This is a genomic window from Mangrovimonas sp. sgz306409 (assembly GCF_059735265.1).
On the sequence record NZ_JCAPEU010000003.1, the window covers coordinates 83,706 to 105,056 of the forward strand.

General features: G+C 37.1%; 21 protein-coding genes. 7 read left to right on the forward strand and 14 right to left on the reverse strand.

The annotated features are described in order from the left end of the window. Positions 1-83: 83 nt before the first annotated feature. From AC6I5C_RS06195 to AC6I5C_RS06240, 10 genes are all read right to left on the reverse strand, one after another. Positions 84-944: a fructosamine kinase family protein gene (locus tag AC6I5C_RS06195; RefSeq protein ID WP_497904411.1), complete on the reverse strand. Its 861-nt coding sequence runs from the start codon at positions 942-944 to the stop codon at positions 84-86. Positions 945-1,001: 57 nt separating this feature from the next. After that, on the reverse strand, positions 1,002-2,090 hold the full coding sequence (locus tag AC6I5C_RS06200) for an endonuclease (protein WP_497904412.1): 1,089 nt from the start codon (positions 2,088-2,090) through the stop codon (positions 1,002-1,004). 18 nt (positions 2,091-2,108) lie between these two features. Continuing rightward, positions 2,109-3,323, reverse strand: coding sequence for an RsmB/NOP family class I SAM-dependent RNA methyltransferase (locus AC6I5C_RS06205; RefSeq protein WP_497904413.1), 1,215 nt, complete (start codon positions 3,321-3,323; stop codon positions 2,109-2,111). A gap of 192 nt (positions 3,324-3,515) precedes the next feature. Further along, positions 3,516-3,959, reverse strand: a complete 444-nt coding sequence (locus AC6I5C_RS06210) for a sensor of ECF-type sigma factor (protein WP_497904414.1) — start codon at positions 3,957-3,959, stop codon at positions 3,516-3,518. Beyond that, complete coding sequence (locus AC6I5C_RS06215; RefSeq protein WP_497904415.1) at positions 3,956-4,471, reverse strand: hypothetical protein; 516 nt, start codon at positions 4,469-4,471, stop codon at positions 3,956-3,958. Before AC6I5C_RS06215 ends, AC6I5C_RS06210 begins: the two co-directional genes overlap by 4 nt. A gap of 31 nt (positions 4,472-4,502) precedes the next feature. After that, positions 4,503-5,045: an RNA polymerase sigma factor gene (locus AC6I5C_RS06220; protein ID WP_053978324.1), complete on the reverse strand. Its 543-nt coding sequence runs from the start codon at positions 5,043-5,045 to the stop codon at positions 4,503-4,505. A gap of 292 nt (positions 5,046-5,337) precedes the next feature. Next, complete coding sequence (locus AC6I5C_RS06225; protein ID WP_497904416.1) at positions 5,338-7,164, reverse strand: ABC transporter ATP-binding protein; 1,827 nt, start codon at positions 7,162-7,164, stop codon at positions 5,338-5,340. After that, on the reverse strand, positions 7,164-8,891 hold the full coding sequence (locus AC6I5C_RS06230; protein ID WP_497904417.1) for a phospho-sugar mutase: 1,728 nt from the start codon (positions 8,889-8,891) through the stop codon (positions 7,164-7,166). The genes AC6I5C_RS06225 and AC6I5C_RS06230 overlap by 1 nt, the downstream gene beginning before the upstream one ends. A 97-nt stretch (positions 8,892-8,988) precedes the next feature. Beyond that, a complete protein-coding gene (locus tag AC6I5C_RS06235) occupies positions 8,989-9,936 on the reverse strand; it encodes a glycosyltransferase family 2 protein (RefSeq protein ID WP_497904418.1) in 948 nt (315 codons plus the stop codon). A 43-nt stretch (positions 9,937-9,979) separates the two neighbouring features. Beyond that, a complete protein-coding gene (locus tag AC6I5C_RS06240; protein WP_497904419.1) occupies positions 9,980-10,510 on the reverse strand; it encodes a DUF4199 domain-containing protein in 531 nt (176 codons plus the stop codon). 159 nt (positions 10,511-10,669) lie between these two features. Here AC6I5C_RS06240 and AC6I5C_RS06245 point away from each other — a divergent pair, with 159 nt between their 5' ends. Both AC6I5C_RS06245 and AC6I5C_RS06250 read left to right on the forward strand, forming a co-directional pair. Further along, the gene (locus AC6I5C_RS06245) at positions 10,670-10,921 is read left to right on the forward strand and encodes a type B 50S ribosomal protein L31 (RefSeq protein WP_053978329.1); all 252 of its coding nucleotides are present in this window, start codon (positions 10,670-10,672) and stop codon (positions 10,919-10,921) included. 151 nt (positions 10,922-11,072) lie between these two features. Beyond that, positions 11,073-12,251, forward strand: coding sequence for a GlmU family protein (locus AC6I5C_RS06250; protein WP_497904420.1), 1,179 nt, complete (start codon positions 11,073-11,075; stop codon positions 12,249-12,251). On the opposite strand, the gene AC6I5C_RS06255 is transcribed toward AC6I5C_RS06250, so the two are convergent. Further along, entirely contained in the window at positions 12,248-13,840 is a 1,593-nt protein-coding gene (locus AC6I5C_RS06255; protein WP_497904421.1) for an ABC transporter substrate-binding protein, read from the reverse strand. The genes AC6I5C_RS06250 and AC6I5C_RS06255 overlap by 4 nt on opposite strands. 322 nt (positions 13,841-14,162) lie before the next feature. Between AC6I5C_RS06255 and mtaB the strand changes: the two genes are divergently transcribed. Then, positions 14,163-15,488, forward strand: coding sequence for a tRNA (N(6)-L-threonylcarbamoyladenosine(37)-C(2))-methylthiotransferase MtaB (gene mtaB / locus AC6I5C_RS06260; protein WP_497904422.1), 1,326 nt, complete (start codon positions 14,163-14,165; stop codon positions 15,486-15,488). A gap of 105 nt (positions 15,489-15,593) precedes the next feature. Then, on the forward strand, positions 15,594-16,112 hold the full coding sequence (locus AC6I5C_RS06265) for a hypothetical protein (RefSeq protein ID WP_497904423.1): 519 nt from the start codon (positions 15,594-15,596) through the stop codon (positions 16,110-16,112). A gap of 56 nt (positions 16,113-16,168) precedes the next feature. Here AC6I5C_RS06265 and AC6I5C_RS06270 read toward each other — a convergent pair whose 3' ends face one another. Then, a complete protein-coding gene (locus tag AC6I5C_RS06270) occupies positions 16,169-16,465 on the reverse strand; it encodes a GNAT family N-acetyltransferase (protein ID WP_171971857.1) in 297 nt (98 codons plus the stop codon). A gap of 203 nt (positions 16,466-16,668) precedes the next feature. On the opposite strand from AC6I5C_RS06270, the gene AC6I5C_RS06275 reads away from it, so the two are divergent. From AC6I5C_RS06275 to cls, 3 genes are read left to right on the forward strand one after another with little or no spacing between them, the layout of a single operon-like run. Further along, positions 16,669-17,331 carry an alpha/beta hydrolase family protein gene (locus AC6I5C_RS06275; protein WP_497904676.1) on the forward strand — a complete coding sequence of 221 codons (663 nt, stop codon included), beginning with the start codon at positions 16,669-16,671 and terminating at the stop codon, positions 17,329-17,331. A 48-nt stretch (positions 17,332-17,379) separates the two neighbouring features. Continuing rightward, a complete protein-coding gene (locus tag AC6I5C_RS06280) occupies positions 17,380-18,321 on the forward strand; it encodes a lytic transglycosylase domain-containing protein (protein ID WP_497904424.1) in 942 nt (313 codons plus the stop codon). After that, positions 18,318-19,778, forward strand: a complete 1,461-nt coding sequence (gene cls, locus AC6I5C_RS06285) for a cardiolipin synthase (RefSeq protein WP_497904425.1) — start codon at positions 18,318-18,320, stop codon at positions 19,776-19,778. Before AC6I5C_RS06280 ends, cls begins: the two co-directional genes overlap by 4 nt. A gap of 8 nt (positions 19,779-19,786) precedes the next feature. On the opposite strand, the gene AC6I5C_RS06290 is transcribed toward cls, so the two are convergent. Next, on the reverse strand, positions 19,787-20,467 hold the full coding sequence (locus tag AC6I5C_RS06290) for a hypothetical protein (RefSeq protein WP_497904426.1): 681 nt from the start codon (positions 20,465-20,467) through the stop codon (positions 19,787-19,789). Positions 20,468-20,648: 181 nt separating this feature from the next. Then, complete coding sequence (locus AC6I5C_RS06295) at positions 20,649-21,212, reverse strand: hypothetical protein (RefSeq protein ID WP_076663568.1); 564 nt, start codon at positions 21,210-21,212, stop codon at positions 20,649-20,651. Between the last annotated feature and the right edge of the window lie 139 nt (positions 21,213-21,351).

Consider the following 21,351-nt stretch of genomic DNA (forward strand, 5'->3'; position numbering starts at 1 on the left):
TGCAAAAATACACTTTTTTAGTCATTTAAGTGGCATTTTTTAGGAAAGCTTATTCCTATTTTCAAAGGGTTAATAAGTGGTGCTTAAAAGTACTTTTCTAAGAGATGACTAACAGAACCATAGTAGCTCTTTCCGAACAAATTGAGGTGCACCAATAAGTAATAGAGTTGGTAAATAGAAATTCTGTCTTGGGTATGAAAAGTTTCTGGATGTTGTTTGTGGTAAGCCTTATATAATTCCGGGCCAAAGCCACCAAATAATTTGCTCATGGCAATGTCTACTTCGTGGTGTCCATAGTAAGGCGCAGGGTCTATAAGATAGGGAGTGCCATCTTGAGAAATCAGGTAATTTCCGCTCCATAAATCCCCATGTAAAAGTGAGGGAACTACATTTTGGAAGAAGGGAGCAAGTTTTTCTATCATTTGTTCTTTGGAAGGACATTCTGACTCAAAAAGTAAGTAGTTTTGAATAGCGAGTTGTAATTGAGGAAACAGTCGTTCGTTTACGTAGAATTCGATCCAAGTGTCAGTTGTTTTGTTACTTTGATGCAAACTTCCTATATAATTGTCGCTATTAAACCCAAACGAGCTACTGGATATCTTGTGTAAGTTTCCTAATTCTTCTCCAAGGGTTTTAAAATCTTTGGAAGAAGGAGTTTTTGCAGGTATATATTCCATGAGTAAAAGAGAAGTATCTTCAAGTTTATTACAATGTAATACGTCTGGAGTGGAAATGGTGTTGGTTTCTGCAATGAGCTTCAGTCCCAAGGCTTCCTTTTGAAACATATCGAGAGCTTTGGAACTCTTGTTGGCTTTTAGGAAATAGGAATTGCTCTTGGTTCTTAATAAATAAGCCTGAGAAATATCGCCTCCTGAAATGGATTGAAAGTCCAAAATGGATTCATTTAATTGTTCTGATAGGTAGGTGATGATATTGGTTTCCATGCAATAAAAAAGGTCATCTGTTGATAGATGACCTTAAAATTACAAATTCTTATGAAGTTATTGTTTGATAAGCTTTTTGGTGACTGTCTGATTTTGATACTGTAATTTAACCAGATAGATGCCGCTGTTTAGCTTGGAAATGTCCAACTTGTTTTCAGTGTTGGATACCTGTTTTTCAAGATTCAGTTTTCCCAAGACATTATAGATTTGAATATCCAAATCAAAAGTGGTTTCTATATAAAGGGCATTGCCATTTACCGGGTTGGGGTAGAAGATAGGTTCCAGATGGGCTTGATGCTCACTTACCGATAATTCTTCCTGCCAAATAGCACTTACATATTCGGGGTGGTCAATAAATGGGTTCCTATTGTCCTGATGCTCAAAAATGACATTGTTTCTATCTATTTCTTTAGTGCTTACAGGGTCGTTGATATGCCAATTGTAAAGCAGGTCTAAAGCCCATTGCTCAAATACTTTATCGCTAGTGCCATCCAACATACTGTTGCCGTTGGTGTCGTTAGTTTCCCATGAAGCCACATCTTCTTGGTAACGAACAGCAATATAAAACAGGCCACGGGCAATATCCCCTTTATAATCGTCTACAGGTTCAAAAACTTCTCCCACAGGTCCCGAAAGGTCAGTGCTGCCTCTTTGAGATCCGTTTAGAGACGTGTAGCTTGCCGTAGAAACTTCACCAAAAGCCAAATTGCCGCGTTCGGCATTGACTTTTTTATCAGTTGGTAGAATATGGAACGCATCAGCAAATATGGGATGGTTTTGGTTATTGCCAAACCAACTTCTAGGAAAAGTATGTTCACGGTTGTATCTATCACATTCTACTGTACCGCCAGTTCCATTATCTTGGTCGGTGCCAAATTCAAAATCACAATCGCTATAAATATCCCAAACCTTACCATCAGCTCTTACATCAGAAGTTTGATACAAAGTCCAAAGTTGACTGTAGGTTACGGAAGTATCATGAAAGGCTTGGCCGTTACTATCGTCAATATCATCAATAATGGTTTTAAGTGCTGTTTTAAGAGTATACCCATCGAGCCCTTCGGCTGCATCATAATATCCTTCAGGAATCTGAGCAAACAAACGGAAAGTCATGAAAAATAAAAGCAGTAGGTAGTTATGTTTCATAAACGCACGTTTCGATTATTATTTGTTTTTCTCCAATTGAGCCATATAAAAACCATCAAATCCAGATTCGTAGGCCAAAATCTTTTTGTCTTTTACTAATTTGAAATCTTTACCGTTTTCTGACTTCAAAAAGGCAGCCACTTGGTTTTGGTTTTCCGATGGTAGTACAGAACAGGTGGCGTATACCAATTTTCCTCCTGGTTTTACCATTTTGGAATATTGTTGCAATACTTCCTGTTGGGTCACTTTGATATTTTCAATGAATTCAGGTTCCAATTTCCACTTGGAATCTGGATTTCTTCTCATTACTCCTAGACCAGAACACGGCGCATCAATTAATACTCTATCAGCTTTTCCGTAAAGCTTCTTGATAGGCTTGGTAGAATCCAAAACTTTTAAATCCAAGTTGTGCACACCGTTGCGTTTTGCTCTAACCTTGAGCTTTTTCAATTTACTTTCGTAAATGTCCATGGCAACTATTTGGCCTTTGTTTTCCATAAGGGAAGCAATGTGCAATGTTTTTCCACCAGCTCCTGCACAGGTATCAACAACTTTCATGCCAGGGGTAACATCTAGATATGGAGCAACCAATTGAGAAGAAGCATCCTGAACTTCAAACCATCCTTCTTTAAAGGCCTCGGTTTTAAAAACATTGGCACGTTCCTTAAGCCTTAAGGCGGAAGGGTAGTCTGATAAAAACTCAGTCTCTATATTTTCAGACTGAAGACGAAGTTGAAGGTCTTTCTTGTTCGTTTTTAAAGTGTTTACCCTTAAAATTACATCGGCCTGTTCGTTTTGTTTTGAAATTTCTTTGGTCCAAACCGTTTCGCCCAATTCCTGAACACCAAGTTCGTCCATCCAATCAGGAATGGAGTCGCGGAACTTTCTAATTTTGGAAAGTTCATCAAAACGCCCTTTGATTTTTCGTTGTGGGGTGTTTTCAAAATATTTCCAATCTGGCAATCTAATACCTTTCAAGGTTGCCCAAACAGCAAATAGACGCCAAATATCATCTCTGTCAAACGGTTCTTTTACGTTGGCGATTTCGGCATACAGGCGCTTCCAACGTACAATATCGTAAGTGGTTTCGGCCACAAAGGCACGGTCACGGCTTCCCCAACGCTTGTCGCGTTTTAAAAGCTGTTGGATTACTTTATCTGCATAAAGTCCTTCATTGAATATCTGTAATAAACCATCTACGGTTGCAAAACATAGGTTTCTGTGTAAGCGCATATTGTAATGTTCAAGGCCCTGCTGGCTAATTGGTTTTAATGCAATAGTTTAACAGTTGCCGGATTTAAAAAATAAAAACATGCAAAGGTAGTTTAAAAGCTACGAATTGTCATAAGAATTTTAAGTAAAACACATTCCTGGCGATATGTTGTGGTTGAAATGAAAAAGGAAGCCATTTTGACTTCCTTTTTATTATGGTTTCCCATGTTGTTCACGACGACGTTTTTTGAATTCCTCAAACATTTGATGCTTGAAATCATCTTCAGATTGTTTGAGCAGCAAAATTTTCTTGGCAGATAAAATTTCCTGTAAATCCTTGAGAAATTTTGTCTTCAACTGGTGACGTTGGTTTTCAATAGCTGCAATTTCATTTAGTAGGGCTTTGGCCTGGGATTCCGTTAAACTTTCCAAATTGGCATTTCTTCGTTTAGTGAATGCTTCATGCCTAAGCTGGTTGTTGCTATCTTCAAAAGTGTTGTAAACTGGCCAAAATTCTTGGGCCTCTTTTTTGGTGAGGTTCAAACGTTCTGTTAGGAAGGCAATTTTCAAGGTCTTGATTTTCTCCCTGTCTGGTTCTTGGGCTTGGATGCCAAAGCTCAGGCAAAAAAGAAGTACTGTTAAAGTGAATTGTCTCATGGTTCTGATATGTATTCCAAATCGTCCAATGACGAATGTTCTATAAGATAATTTTCTATGGTTGCATCTGGGATGTTGGTTTCGTTAAATCCATCAAAAAGCAAGTAGTCCTCAGTGGTCAAAGCTGCTAGGTCTTGATCTGTAAATTCTTCTTCAGATAAATAGCTTTCAATGGAAACTGTTTCTAGGTCATTAAAATCCAGACTGTCTTTGGAATTCAAAAATAAACCCAAAAGTAAGATGATGCTGGCCGCAATTCCGGCTGCATAAAAAGTAGTTTGCCGCGTCCAAAATGGTATAATTTTGGGGTTAGCGAGCTCTTGGGTCTGGACTTTTCTTAAAACTTTGGCATCAAAAGACTCAAAATAATTAGAGGGCACTTCAAATCCGGGAGTAGTTATTTTGCTGGACAAATTTGCTTGATTCCAAATAGCGTCTTCGACCTTATCAAAATAGCCTTCAGGAACTTGGTGTCCCGCAGATTTATTTAGATGTAATTTGTTGTCTTTCATTATTAATTGGACTAAATTATACCAAAAAGGTTTAATTTGAGCTTAGGTATTTTTCTATTTTCTTCACAGCAATATGATAGGATGCTTTCAGGGCACCTTCACTAGTTTCTAAAATGTCTGCCATTTCCCTATAAGTAATGTCATCAAAATATTTCATGTTGAAGATGAGCTGTTGCTTTTGTGGTAGCAAGGCTATGGCTTTTTGCAATTTCAACTGGATTTCGTCACCTTCAAAATACACATCGGCTTTTAGATTGTTTATGGCCTGTTGCTGAATTTCTTCACTTGAAGCTTTTAAAAACTTTGCTTTTCGGTTGAGAAAGGTAATAGATTCATTGGTGGCAATTCGGTACATCCATGAAAACAATTGGCTTTCTCCTTTAAAGTTATGAATGTTTTTGTAAACTTTAATAAAGGTGTTTTGCAAGACATCGTCGGCATCATCATGGGAAATGACAATTTTCCTGATGTGCCAGTACAAACGTTCCTTGTATTGAGACAGTAATTCCTTAAATGCCTGTTCCTTGGTGCGTTCTGATTTTAATTGAACTATGAGGTCTTGTTCGCTTATCACCTGTTGTTTATTGCTTAGACACCACAAATTAGGAAAAGTTTAATGGAATTTTGGTAAAATGCGGTATTTGTGTAATTAGCTGAAGTTTAATTATTTACGTCACGAGTGAATCGGTGAAATGCAATAAAACACGATAAAATGCATTTTTTTCTTGCATTGTATGTAAAAATGTTATAAGTTTACATCAGCCTAACCTATAAACCTGTTACCAATGTCCCCAAATTTGGTAATAAAAATGAAAAGGATGCAACAGTTGTCGCATCCTTTTCTGGCTTTTTAAGGTTATTGTTTGTTAATCAAAGCTCTGCATTTCCACAAGCTTTTTATAGGCGCCTTGTTTGGCAAGCAATTCTTCGTGGGAACCTTGCTCTACAATTTGTCCTTTTTGCATCACAATAATTTCATCGGCATTTTGAATGGTAGATAACCTATGGGCTATGACAATGGAAGTACGGTGCATCATCATTTTTTCCAAAGCGTCCTGTACCAAACGTTCGCTTTCAGTATCCAATGCTGAAGTGGCTTCGTCCAAAATCATAATTGGAGGATTTTTTAGAACGGCTCTAGCGATGCTAAGACGTTGCTTTTGGCCTCCAGAAAGTTTGTTCCCAGAATCTCCAATATTGGTTTCAATACCGTTTGGAAGTGTGCTTACAAATTCCCAAGCGTTGGCAATTTTTAAGGCCTCGATAATCTCTTCATCAGTGGCGTCTTCTTTACCTATAAGCATGTTGTTTTTAATGGAATCATTGAAAAGGATAGAGTCTTGGGTTACCAATCCAATCAAGCCTCTTAATGAATGCTTGCTAAGGTCGCGAATATCATCGCCGTCTATGGTAATACTACCTTTGTTGACATCATAAAATCTGGTCACCAAATTGGCAATGGTACTTTTTCCACTTCCAGACTGTCCTACCAAGGCTACGGTTTTTCCTTTAGGCACAATAATTGAAAAGTCTTTCAAAACCCAGTCATCTTCATATTTAAAGGAGATATTATTAATGTCGATTGCCGTAGTGAATTCATTTTTAACTTTGGCATTTGGCTTATCCTGTAAAGGCGATTCTGTATTCAAAATTTCCAACACACGATCGGCGGCGGCATTTCCTGCCTTTACTTTGTAGCTTGCTTTACTAATGTCTTTCGCTGGTGTCAAAATTTGATAGGCCAAAGCCATATAGGTGATAAAAGCACCTCCCGAGAGAGTGTTTTCTATAAGAACCATACTGCCTCCATACCATAACAATGCTGCTATGGTAACGATTCCTAGAAATTCACTAGTAGGAGAGGCCAAGTTTTGGCGATTCAGTAAGGTGTTTGAAAAATGATAAAAGCGATTTGTAGAGTCTTGAAATTTATCATTAAAGCGTTTCTCGGCATTAAACCCTTTGATGACTTTAAGTCCACTTAGTGTTTCCTCAAGGGTTGACAGGAATACACCTTGTTCAGTTTGTACTTTATTGGATTTGCGTTTTAAACTTTTTCCAATTCTAGAAATAATCAACCCAGCTACCGGAATGAACAAAAACACAAAAACAGTGAGTTTTGTGGAAATGGTAAACATGGTGATAATTGCAAATACAATGGTTAAAGGTTCCTTGATAATAAGTTCTAATACGGCCAATAGTGAGTTTTTTACTTCATTCACATCTCCTGAAATACGCGCAATGATGTCCCCCTTTTTCTTTTCGGAATAGAAAGAAATAGGCAAGGTGATTACTTTGTCGTAAATGGCATTCCTTAAGTCCTTCAGGACCCCATTTCTAAGAAATGTTATAGAGAACAAGGCTAGATAATTAAACAGGTTTTTAAGTAAGAACAAGCTAATGATCAAAATAATCATATATAATAAAGTGCGCTCTGGCCCTTCATTGGCATTGGTTGTTGTTACAAAGTAATTCAGGTAATCCTCACCGTAAGATTTTAGATGCTTGATGCCTTGATACACAGGTTTTACGGTGAGTTTTTTAGTTTCTCCAAACAATACATTGATCATGGGCATTAAAGACACCATGGCCAGTGTACTGAACAGTGCGTAAAGCACATTGAAGAAAATATTGAGGTACCCATACTTCTTGTAGGGAAGTATGAATTGCGACAGTTTTTTTAGGTATTCCATTAATTGAGTTTCATGGCCTTTAAAATGGCATCGATTTTCGATTCCAATTTTTGTTCCACAGCTTTGAATTCTGACACATTGTCTAACATCGTGTTTACGCTAATGTAAAATTTGATTTTAGGCTCTGTACCACTAGGCCTTAGGGCTATTCTGCTACCGTCTTCGGTAGTGTAGATCAATACATTGGATTTTGGAATGTCTATAGGACTTTCAGTGCCTTGTATTAAATCTTTAGAAATGGATAATTGGTAATCGTCCACCGTCACTACTTTTGAACCATTCACTTCTTTCAATGGATTTTCACGGGCATCAACCATCATTTGTTTGATTTCTTCAGCACCGGAAATTCCTTTTTTAGTTAAAGAGATCAAGCGTTCTTTAAAGAATCCATATTTCACATAGGCTTCAATTAAACCTTGGTAGAATGAACCGCCTTGAGCTTTGGTATACGCGGCAATTTCACAAGCTAATAGGGTAGAAGTCACTGCATCTTTATCTCGAACAAAATCCCCAACCATAAATCCGAAACTTTCTTCACCACCACCAATAAATTTCAGTTCAGGGAAATCGACGATCATTTTTGCAATCCATTTAAAACCTGTCAGTCCTACTTTATACGAAACTCCAAAAGCATCGGCTAGGTTTTGCATCATAGGGGTAGATACAATAGTGGAACCTATAAATTCTTTTCCTTTGATAAGGTCTTTGTCATGCCATTGTTTCAATAGAAACTCCGTCATCATGATCATGGTTTGGTTTCCATTCAATAATACCATATTGCCTTCCAAATCTCTCACGGCAACTCCTAAACGGTCGCTATCGGGATCGGTTCCTATTACGATATCAGCTTTAACTTCTTCTGCCAATTCCAAGGCCATTTTTAAAGCTTCAGGTTCTTCTGGGTTTGGGGAGGTCACCGTAGGGAAGTCTCCGTTTGGTTCGCTTTGAGCTTCCACAATGTGAACATTTTTAAAACCAGCACGTTTTAAAGTTTCCGGGATGGTGGTGATGGAAGTTCCGTGCAATGGCGTGAACACAATGGTTAAATTGTCTTTCGCTTCCTGACTAGTAAAACAAGCATTGGCAACCGCTGCATCTACAAAGGCATCGTCAATATCTTTTCCTATAAAATGAATCAAGTCTTTATTGGCATTGAATTTAACCTCAGAGTAATCCAATGCATTAATTTCTTCGATAGTTTCATGATCTTGAGGTGGTACCAATTGACCTCCATCTTCCCAATATACTTTGTAGCCGTTATATTCAGGAGGGTTGTGTGATGCTGTTAAAACAATTCCGCATTGGCATCCTAGGTGTTTCACAGCAAAGGAAAGCTCTGGAGTAGGACGTAAATCTTCAAACAGATATACTTCAATATTATTGGCAGAGAACACGTCGGCCACCACTTTTGCCAAAGTTTTACTGTTATGTCTACAGTCGTAGGCAATAACCACTTTAATAGGTTGGTTTGGGAAGCATTTGTACAGGTAGTTGCTCAATCCTTGCGTATTTTTTCCAAGGGTGTACTTGTTGATACGGTTGGTACCAACGCCCATAATACCACGCATACCTCCGGTGCCAAATTCAAGGTCCTTATAAAAGGATTCCTTAAGTTCGTTGGGGTTGCTGTCCATTAAAGATTTGATATGTTGCTGGGTATCGGCATCAAAGGTTGAGGTTAGCCAGGTTTGGATGCGTTCCTGTAATTGAGGTTCTAAAGTGTTCATAAGCTAATATTATATCACAAAAATAAGCATTTCATACATTTTATGAGATGCTTTTGAGTTGATGAAATGGTTTTTAGAAAGTTAAATTGCTTTCTTTCTATAGGTTGAGTTCGCTTTTAATTAAATAGCGTTTTTTATCTTCTTTGTTTTGAAGGATGGTTTCGCCCAAGAAACCTGCTACAAAAAACTGGGCTCCCATAATCATGGTGGTTAGGGAGATGTAAAATTGAGGACGTTCGGTAATCAATCTTCCTTGTGGGTGGATAAAGAGCTTGTCGATACCCAAATAAAGTGCAAAGATAAATCCAATAGTAACCATGATAACTCCCAAAGCGCCAAAAAGATGCATAGGACGTCGTGCAAATCTGGAGATGAACCAAATGGTAATCAAGTCTAAAAAGCCGTGAATAAAACGGTCCATTCCAAATTTGGTGGTGCCGTATTTTCTAGCTTGGTGCTGAACTACCTTTTCGCCAATTTTCAAAAAGCCGGCATTTTTTGCCAAAACAGGAATGTAACGGTGCATTTCACCCTTTACATCAATGTTTTTTACCACATTTATGTTGTAGGCTTTCAAACCACAGTTGAAATCATTTAAGCTGACCCCCGAGGTTTTTCTTGCCGCCCAGTTAAAGAGTTTGGAAGGCATGTTTTTGGTAAGGACGGAATCGTAGCGTTTCTTTTTCCATCCAGATACCATATCGTAGTCGTCCTGAACAATCATTTGGTAGAGTTCAGGTATTTCTTCTGGATTGTCTTGTAAATCGGCATCCATGGTGATGATCACGTTTCCTTCAGCCTTAGAAAAACCGGCATGTAGTGCCTGAGATTTGCCAAAATTCTTCAAAAAACGGATTCCTTTTACATTGGGATCTTTTTTAGAAAGTCCTACAATGGTTTGCCAGGATTGATCTGTACTTCCATCATCAATAAAAAGGATTTCATAAGAAAAATGATTGGATTGCATAACGCGTGCAATCCAATCATGTAGTTCTGTTAAAGACTCTTGTTCGTTAAGTAGTGGTATAACTACTGATATATCCATGGAGTGTAATTCAAAATTCTACGTCCAAAAGTAAAGAAATTATTTAAGCTGCGTTAGGATCATTGCGTTTCATGGCCAATGCTACGATAAGCCCGATGATTGAATAGAATACCAATTGAAACGCTACCGATTTTAATTGATTGCCCATTGCAAATTGATTTTCGCCTTCCATTTGTAGCATTGCTTTATCAATTTCAGATTGTGGAGCTCCAAAATTTTCCATCATCTGGCGAGAGCTTTCCATGACGTTTTCCTTAAGTATTTCTGAAGCTTCAGGATCAATAACATTAAAAAGTACAATACTAACAAGCGTACTAATTACAAAGCCTACAGCTATGGTAATGAAATAGGAGGAAAATGCTTCCTTAAAAGAGATAAACCCTTTTAGTAATCCTTTGGATCTTGCTGTAGAGACAATTCCAAAAATCAAAATGACTAAAAATAAAATGATTCCAAGCCACCATTTAGTCAAAAGTTCAAGGTTAATAGCATAAGAAAGCACGGTTACCAATACAAGCGTAGCGCCAAGATAAAGTCCATAATTAAGGGCGGAGGACTTGATAGATTTTTCCATTGTAATGATGATTTTTTTAGTTTACACTAGGGTTAGTAATCAAATATACTAAATCGTTACATAAATTTACTGCAATAAAAATTAAAAAAACATTGTACATAAGTAAAAAATGCTTAAATTTGCAGCTCGAAAAAATGAAACGATAAAATAGCTTTAGCGATGAAAAAAGGTATACATCCAGAAAATTATAGACTTGTAGCATTTAAAGATATGTCTAACGAGGACGTATTTTTAACAAAGTCAACAGCAGTTACTAACGAAACTTTAGAAGTGGATGGGGTTGAGTATCCATTGATTAAGTTAGAGATTTCAAGAACGTCTCACCCATTTTATACTGGTAAATCCAAATTGGTTGATACCGCTGGACGTATTGATAAATTCAAAAACAAATACGCTAAATTCAAAAAGTAATTTAAAGCGTCTTTTTATACATATAAAGCCTTTGGGAATGTTCCAAAGGCTTTTTTGTTTTGGCTAAATATGGTACTTTTGATGTGGCTATTGGGCGGATTCTCTATAACATCTTTGCTCTTTCGCCTTTTTAATCTTTAACTCATTCCAAATGAACTATATTCTTTTTGATGGTCCTTCTCGCAACAATTTGTTGCCATTTACCTATACGCGTCCGGTGGCCGATATTCGGGTTGGTATTTTAACCATTCGTGAAAAATGGGAAACATTTTTGGGGTACACCACCACAACTTTGACAGAAGAATATCTTTCTGATAAATTTCCAATGGTAGAAATGGAGGAGAATGTCATGATCAATGCATCCTATCTGCCAAATGCGGAATTAGTTGAGATGGTGAAAAGCCTGAAAGAAAACCAAGCCATTTTTAAGGGTGAAGATGTGTTGGCATTTTTTACCACAGATACTCAAGAAGAAGTAGATTTTGAAACGTATGAAGCCATTGAGTTTGAAGATGACGTCTTGAAAATAGAACATACTTGGGATATTTTTGCTAAAAACGGCGAAGCTATTGTCGAAGATTTCGAACTGTTGACCAAAGGAAAGGAGTCTCAGCCAATTCCATCTTCAAACAATACCATTCACGCCAATAGAATTTTTATTGAAGAGGGCGCCAAATTGGAATTTGTAACCTTAAATGCTACCAACGGTCCAATTTATATTGGAAAGGATGCCGAGATTATGGAAGGTTCCATTATCCGTGGTCCATTTGCCTTATGTGAAGGTGCTACTGTAAAAATGGGAGCCAAAATTTACGGCCCTACCACGGTTGGACCTTATAGTAAGGTTGGTGGCGAAATCAATAATTCGGTGCTTTTTGCTTACTCAAATAAAGGGCATGATGGGTTTTTGGGAAATTCGGTATTGGGAGAATGGTGTAACCTGGGAGCCGATACCAATAATTCCAATTTAAAAAATAACTATGCAGAAGTCCGTCTTTGGAACTATGAAACTGAAGGTTTTGCTAGAACAGGATTACAGTTTTGTGGGTTGATGATGGGAGATCATAGCAAGTCGGGTATCAATACCATGTTTAACACTGGAACTGTTGTTGGGGTGAGTGCCAATGTTTTTGGTAGTGGTTATCCAAGAAATTTCATTCCAAGTTTTGCATGGGGAGGGAGTTCAGGATTTACAACATTTGTAACCAAAAAAGCATTTGAGGTGGCTAATGTTGTGATGTCAAGACGTAATATTGAATTTACGGAACAAGACGCTGCTATTTTGGAGCATATATTTGAGATGACTCATAAATACAGAAAATCGTTTTAATTCTTTTTCACTGTTCTTAAATCCAATTGGTTTACGGGATTGATACCCAATCCCCAAACATTCTTTTGGGTAAACCGAATAACTTCGTCATAATACAAAGGAACAATGGGAGCTTGTTGCATCACTAAACTGTCCATTTGGGTGTAAAGTGCTTTTCGTTTTTCAATATCATTGATTGCAAAGGAAGCATTGTAAAGGCTATCAAAAGCGGTGCTTTTAAAGTGTGTGTAGTTGGAACCGTTTGGAGATAAGGTTTTGCTGAAGAATAAACTCAAATAATTTTCAGCATCCAGATAGTCGGCTACCCATGAGGCTCTAAACAGACCTAATTTCCCGTTGTTTCTTGCATCTCTTAAAGTGGCGGAAGGTAATACATCCACATTGACCAAAATGCCAATCTTGCCTAATTCCCTTTGAATATATTCGCAAAAATTTAAATAGTTGCTGGTGGTGGATATGGTGATTTCCGGATTTTGGATGTTGGTCTCTTTTCTGAACTGCTCTACCAATTGTTTGGCTTTTTCGGGTTGATAGGAAAAACCGATATCTGCTTTGTAACCAGGAAGTCCTTTGGGAATCATGCCGCCATGGGCCGGTACGCCCACATCATTTCGCAGATAAATCATCATTTTAGTTCTGTCGAAACCATAATTAACCGCTTTTCTTAAGGTCTCAGATTGTATTTCTGGAATGTCTGCATCTAGATAAAAGCCTAAATATTCTGTGTTTAAATAAGGGCCTCGAAGCATATTGACATCTTTTGCATAATTGGGTCTTAATTCCCCTTTTGCTGTGAGTATTTCATCTTTGTAAGAAGCGTCAAGACTGTTCAGGAAATCGAGTTTTCCTTGGGCGAATTGTAAAAACTCACTTTGTTTGTCTGGAAGAAATGTTATGGAAACAGCTTCCAAATAGGGTAATTGCTTACCATTTTTATCATATTCAAAATAGGCGTTGTTTCGTCTTAAAACCAATTTGATATTTTCCTCCCATCTTTTAAATGAAAATGGCCCTGTGCCAATAGGGTGAGACCTGAACTCGTTACCATAATGGTCTACGACCTCACGAGGTACTACCGAACAGTATTTCATGGTCATCAACCCTAAAAAAGCAGGAAATCTAGTCTTAAGGTTAATTTCAAAAATAGTATCATTAATGGCTTTAAAGTCGTTGACTTTGTTCAAAACCCAGCTTCCTGGCGAAGCAATGGATTTATCCCTAAGCCTGTTGAAGCTATACACAAAATCTTCGGCCGTAACGGTTCTAGTGGAATCGTTTCCAAAAAGAGGACTTTTATGAAAGTAGATATCACTTTTTAAGTTGAAAGTGTAAGTCAAGCCATCTTCAGAAATGGACCAACTTTTGGAGATACAAGGAAGGATGTTCAAACTGTCGTCTGTTTGCACAAGACCATTAAAAAGTTGATTGGCCAACCAAGTTTCGCCAACATTGCGGGAAAAAGCTGGGTCTAAGGAGCCGATAATATTGCTTTCGTTATAGCGGAAAACTAAATTGTTGTTGCTCTCTTTTTTCTGGCAATTAAATAATAAGGTAAAGAGGAATAAGTGAAAAATAGGAGGGAATTTCATTTGGTAATGAATGATAGTACTGATTTGGTATTGTGTGAAATCTTAAAAAATAAAAGTATGAAAAAAAATTACAAAGGCTTTTAGTTTGGAATGTATATTGGATATACTTTTTTAATTTTCATTTAAAATTTTCAAAGATTAAATAAATAGTTCCTTTTTATGTGAGTTAAGTTCATGTTTGTAAAGTGGCTTTGTTGGTTTGGAATTTAATGAGTTTTTTGAAATAGGAGTTTCAATGTCAGTAGATTAAAAAAGAGAGCGCTTAATTAGATAAAGCGCTCTTTTTTTGTATTTTTGCACTCCTTTTCAAGAGTTTAGGAAGATGAATAAAAAAGTCGCCTTTTACACATTAGGATGCAAACTTAATTTCTCGGAAACGTCTACTATTGCTAGAAGTTTTTCCGATGAAGGATTTGATCGCGTTGATTTTTCTGAGCAAGCAGATATCTACGTAATCAATACCTGTTCTGTTACGGAAAATGCCGATAAGCGATTTAAAAGTATTGTAAAGCAAGCTCAAAAAGTCAATCCCGAAGCTTTTGTGGCGGCTGTTGGGTGTTATGCGCAATTGAAACCTCAAGAACTTGCTGACGTGGAAGGCGTAGATTTGGTCTTGGGTGCCACCGAAAAGTTTAAAATCACCGACTATTTAAACGACCTTACCAAAAACGATTTTGGAGAAGTACATTCCTGTGAAATAGAAGAAGCCGATTTTTATGTAGGAAGTTATTCCATTGGGGATAGGACCAGAGCATTTTTGAAAGTGCAGGATGGATGCGATTATAAATGTACCTATTGCACCATTCCGTTGGCTCGTGGTATTTCCAGAAGTGATACCATGGAAAATGTACTAAAAAATGCAAGGGAAATTTCAGAAAAGAACATCAAGGAGATTGTTTTGACAGGTGTGAATATTGGGGATTATGGTAAAGGCGAGTTTGGAAATAAACGTCACGAACATACATTTCTGGACTTGGTAACCCAATTGGATCAGGTAGAAGGGATTGAGCGTTTGCGTATTTCTTCTATAGAGCCTAATCTTCTTAAAAATGAAACCATTGAGTTGGTCTCAAAATCTAGAGCTTTTGTACCCCATTTCCATGTGCCTTTACAAAGTGGAAGCAACGATATTTTGAAAAAGATGAAGCGTCGCTATATGCGCGAGTTGTATGTGGACAGAGTTAATAAGATAAAAGAAGTGATGCCACATGCCTGCATTGGAGTGGATGTTATTGTAGGGTTCCCAGGGGAAACTGACGAGCACTTTTTGGAGACCTACAATTTCTTGAATGAATTGGATGTCTCCTATCTGCATGTTTTCACTTATTCTGAGCGCGACAATACGGAAGCGGCTTTGATGGATGGTGTAGTTTCTAAAAATGTTAGGGGAAAACGTAGTAAAATGTTAAGAGGCCTATCTGTTAAAAAGAGAAGAGCTTTTTATGAGAGTCAGATTGGGGCTACTAGAACTGTATTGTTTGAAGGAGAAAATAAGGAAGGCTATATTCATGGCTTCACCGATAATTATGTTAAAGTGAAAGCGCCTTGGAACCCTGAATTGGTCAATACACTGCATGAAGTGAACCTTACGGAGATTGGAGAAGACGGTATTGTAAGGTTTGAGTTTGTTAAGGCCTTGGTTGTTTAAGGAGAATCTTCATTTTATCTGTTTTTCTCACAGTTTATCCAATTTTTTAATCTTGGGAATTTTTTCAGCGGTATTTTTAAAAATTTTAAAACTGCTTGTAATTTGATGAAACAATTTGGAGCCGTAATTTCCCTAATTTGTATACTACAGTTGTCTGTGGCTTGTTCTGAAGACAGTTCTTCCAAAAATGCTTTAGTAGGAAAGTGGAAATTGACCTCTTGGTCAGCAGAAGTGCCTATGGACTTAAATAATGATGGTCTAGCAAACGTTAATCTTTTAAAGGAAACTACCTGTTCAAATAAGGAAACTTTAAGTTTCGATGTACATGGCATAGTTTCATCCGAAGATACATTCAATCCAACGGTAATGTTTTCAGAAGTGAATGGAGAAGGGGCCAATGCTTATGCAGTTCAAGTAGAATGTGCCGAAGGAATTATTGGTTTTGCTATGGATTATGCATATGATAGTGCCAATGGAACTGTTCAAATGGGAGAAAATACAGTTGCCACATTGAATGGAGGAGAGTTGACTATAGTTTATGGAAATGCGATAGAAATATACAATACAGAGCTTACTGAAGTAGTAGCAACAAAAGATTTAACTAAAGTGTATACCAAACAGTAATTAAGAAAAGCACAAACAAAAAACCGAAGCCTTGTAATAAGACTTCGGTTTTTTTGTTATATCCTGATACCTACCGGTAGCATTTTTTTGTATTGTCTGTGTCTTCTTATGAATTTCGCAATTTCTGGACTAGTTGGAACTACGCTAATGTTTCGATCTTGGATATCCGCAAAAACCAATTTTAGAAAGTCCTCGGCAAACTCATCAGATTCTACCGTTTCCGGAATGATAAGCTTGGTCAAGAAAATTTTACGGTCTTGAAGCGAATATTCAATCTTAGCAAGTTCGTTGTCGATTTTTAGTTCATATTGACGTAAAAAATCGTTGTCAATTAATTCAGCTGCATCAATCATAGTTAATTATTTATTTTAAAGGGTCAGTGGGGAAACAAAAAACATTTCTGTAGTTTTGCAGTGCAAATTTACAAAATTTATTGCATATATTAAAGCCCTGTTAAGGTTAAGTGTTTAGGAGATAAAACTTTAGGTTTTTTAGAGGCTTTTTGGGTGTGTAACTAGGTTTTATTGTTGAACTCTTGAGATTGGAATTACAAGGAATGAGCGAGGAGATTATACACGTATACATGATGCCAGGTATGGCAGCAAATCCAACAATTTTTGAAAATATTAAATTACCAAAGGAGCTGTTCCAAATCCATTGGTTGGAATGGATGTTGCCAGAGGATAATGAAAGTTTGTCGCATTATGCGCAGCGTATGGTGGCTAAAATAAAACATACCAATGTGGTGTTATTGGGTGTGTCCTTTGGAGGGATTTTGGTGCAGGAGATGAGCAAATTTATTCCCGTAAGGAAAATAATTGTAGTTTCTAGCGTTAAGAGTAAACATGAGCTGCCAAAAAGGATGAAGTTGGCAAAGTTTACAAATGCCTATAAATTTTTGCCTACGCAATTGGTGAGTCATGTGGAAGCCTTAAGTAAATATACAGTTGGCAAAACCATGGCCAAAAGGGTAGAGTTGTACAAAAAGTATCTTTCGGTTACGGATAAGCGCTATTGGGATTGGGCCATTAAGCAAGTGATTTCATGGGAGCAAAAGGAAGCACATCCTAATGCTATTTACATTCATGGAGATAAGGATGGGATTTTTCCACATTCATGCAACGGCAACTGTATTGTTGTAAAAGGAGGAACCCATATAATGATCGTTAACAGGTACCGTTGGTTCAATGAGCATTTGCCCAAACTAATTTTGGGCTAACAAATAAAGAGTGAAGGAAATTTTTTAAATTTATATAAAAACAGGATTATGAGGACTTTGAGAAATATTTTAGCAGGTTTTGGTTTAATTTGTGTGTCGGGGCTATTTATTTTCGCAACACAAACATCAACTTCAGATAAACTTTTAACAGAACCTTCGAGGTATACCAAAGATTACAACGTATATGCTTTGAGTGTGCCTGAAAATTTAAATTTTGCAGGGGAATTGGTGCCTTTGGAAAACCCTGATATTTATGAGCGTATGGACAGGGAGTTGTTGGTAAATACCTATTGGCAGTCCAATGGCTTGTTATTGTTTAAAAGGGCAAATAAATATTTTCCAATCATAGAGCCTATTTTAAAGAAGAATGGTGTGCCGGACGATTTTAAATATTTGGCTGTTATTGAAAGTGGATTGACCAATGCCGTATCGCCAGCTGGCGCAAGAGGGGTCTGGCAAATTATGCAAGCTACAGGTCGTGAAAATGGACTGGAGGTTAATGACAATGTGGATGAAAGATATCATTTGGAAATGGCCACCGAAGTTGCTTGTAAATACCTTTTGAATGCTAAGGAGCGGTTTGGCTCTTGGACGTTGGCTGCTGCTTCATATAATGCAGGTATCAACGGTGTTGCCAAAAGGTTGGAAGAACAGGGGGTTAATGACTATTACGATTTATTGTTAGGAGAGGAAACAGGGCGTTATTTATTCAGAATCGTGGCGCTTAAGGAAATTTTAAACCACCCTAGCCAGTATGGTTTCAACTTCAAGGAAAGTGATTTGTATACCGAAGTGCCTACGTATAAGGTAAAAGTGGACACAGCCGTAACCGACTTTTCAAAATTCGCTAAGGATTTTGGAATCAATTACAAAATTTTAAAAATTCACAATCCTTGGCTTAGGGAACCATTTTTAAACAATAAGTCAAGAAAAGAATATTTTATAGAAATCCCTAAGGAAGGCTATTACAAGACGTCAAAACCTGAATGATAGAAATTGTAAAGGACAATTTTTGGACAATAATCTTAGTTCTAAACTACCTGTTGGCTGCCTCTGCGGCAGCCACAATTTTGTCTAAAAATATCAATCCAACCAAAACCATCTCATATATTTTGACCTTGGTTTTTTTTCCTTTTCTAGGATTGATTGTTTATTACTTTTTTGGTCAGGAGTACCGTAAGAACAAGATCTTCAACAGAAAACATATTCTCAACCAAAATATTATAAAATCTCTGGAGAGGGATTTTGAATTGGATTTTGGGCAGAGGATCAAATTAGATCATTTTTTGGGAGATAAAATCAAATTGGTGAATCTCTTGAAAAAGAGTGAAAACTCACCTTTGACCCTAAAAAATGATGTTGAACTTCTTATTAATGGAGATGTGACGTTTGATAATTTGTTGAAGGATTTAAAAGCTGCCGAAGACCATATTCACTTGGAGTACTACATTTTTAATGATGACGATATTGGTTCTGAAATCATTGATATTCTCTGTGAAAAGGCAACTAAAGGATTGTCCGTTAGGTTTAGTTTTGATTCCGTGGGAAGTAAACTGTCTAGGGCTACTAGAAAGAAGTTAAGAGATAGCGGAGTTGAGTTTTATCCTTTTATGCCAGTACTTTTTAAGAAATTTACCAGTAAAATGAACTATCGAGACCATCGGAAAATTGCCATTATCGATGGAAAGGTTGGATATCTAGGAGGAATTAATGTAGCCGATAATTACTTGAACAACCGAAAAGAAAACAAACATTTTTGGAGGGATACCCATATTAAATTAACGGGAGAAGCTGTAAAGCCACTTCAGGTGCATTTTTTGACCAATTGGGAATTTGTTTCTGGCCAAACCTTTAAGGTTTCCAAGAACTTGTTTCCAGAAGCTGTGGCTACCAATGGAGAAGTTGCCGTACAAATTGCGGCCAGTGGCCCCGATACTGATTGGGCCAATATCATGGAGGCAATTTTTACAGCCATCAATACGGCTGATGAGTATGTCTATATTACTACACCTTATTTTATTCCCAATGAACAAATTATAACCGCTTTACAGGTAGCGGCCAAAAGTGGGGTAGATGTAAGGCTGTTGATTCCTAAAATATCAGATTCATGGACGGCTAAATATGCCAGTAATTCCTATTTGGAAACTTTGATGGAGGCCGATGTAAAGATATATCGCTATACCAAAGGGATCATCCATGCTAAAACCATTACTGTGGACGGTGTGTTTTCTTCCATAGGAACTTCAAATATGGATTACAGGAGTTTCAATATTAATTTTGAAATTAATGCGCTTATTTACAACAAAGAGTTGAGCCGGCAATTGGAAAACCAATTTATGGAAGATTTAAAGGATGCCGAGCGGGTAGATTTTGAGAGATGGAAGACTCGGCCGTTTCATCAAAGGGCGAAGGAGGCTTATTGTAGGCTATGGTCGCCTTTGTTATAGTAGTTTTTTTATTGTCTGTCTGTAAGGAGACTTTTTTTGAATTCTTCAAATAGGAAAATTAGCTCCTTAATATGGTTTTCAGCCATGACATAGGCTTCTTTGGACTGATCCATATCAAAAGAAAACAAAGAGAATTTTTTATCCAAAGCCATTAATTGTTTTGTGCTTGATACAAAAAAGCAAGCGGGAGCCCCAAAGGAATGCTTGTAGGTTTTGATGATAGAGTTGGATAGGTTTTCAGTTTCATCTATATAAGTGAGTGTTACATTTTTGTTGTAGTTGCCTGTAACGTCTTTTACTTTTTTGCGAGGTCCCCAATACAATACGATTATTTCTACTTGGTTACGATAGGCATGCGCGATGGTGTTAATGGCTTCAATTTCTTTTTCATTGGGAAAATCCCAAGTGGTTTTGGTAATGAGCAAAAACGGATTCTCTATTTCGTCAGTTTCCAAAATCCCTCCCGAAAGTTTGGGAAGGCTTAAATTTGGTATGTAAGTATTCAATAAATGGTTTTGTAGAAGGGAATCGAAAAGAGTTTCTGCCAATTCATAATCTTTGTGTTCAAAGGCCAAATCGCTCTGTTTTATATAGGGTTTCAAATGTTGGGAAAGGGCATCGTTGAAGTAGACTTTATCATCCTGGGCGTAGGTTAATAAAGAAGAGGCAAGCAATAATATTGTAAACATTCTAACCATATGTAACAATATTTAATTATTGAGCTGTTACCTAAAGTTACAAAACCATACAATAAAACCAAAAGTTATTCGTTTAAACATATTGTTAATTAACTATTTAGAAACTATTAAGAACAAAAAAAGCACTGTAATTACAGTGCTTTTTTACATTTATAAGGATTGGCTTAAAGGTTTAACGTCTTCTGCCGTGTCGCATAGAACCGTAATGTTGGTTAGGCATTTGAGCTTTTTTCATGCTGTCCTTCATCATTTTTATTTGTTCGGTCAACATACCGCGCTTGTCCAATTTTTGAGCTTCACCCAAAAGTGTTTTGGCTTCTTGTGCTCTGCGTTTGCTAAACGCAATACCAGCCAAATTTAGTTTTGCCATTGCCATATCATGATCCATGGCTAATCCAAGGCTCACCGCTTTTTTGAAATATTTCTCGGCTTCGTTCATATTGGTTTGGGAAACCATGATGCCGTGAAGGTAATTGTAGTAGCCTTCTTGTTTTTTTACCAAGGCGCTAGATGGGTTCTTTATTTTATTAAGCCAATTCTTAGCACCCTCAAAGTCTTGCTTTCTTAATTTAAGGAAGGCCAAAAGAATAAATTCGTTCTTAAAGTAAAAGAATACAAATACTAGAGAAAGAAGGATCAACATGATGCCGTTTCCTATGTAACCTTCGGTAAATTGATAGATGGCATAGCCAAATATTAAAGCAGCTATGAGTAGTTTGATATTTTTATTGTACATTACCTAATTAAATTTAAGTTTGCAAAGTTAATAAAAACTATTGAAAATATTTTTCACTTTTGGTTTGCCAAAGTAAAAAGTCTTTGTATATTTGCACGCAGTTTTTAGAACGGCTATAAAACTTAGTTACAGTAATAAG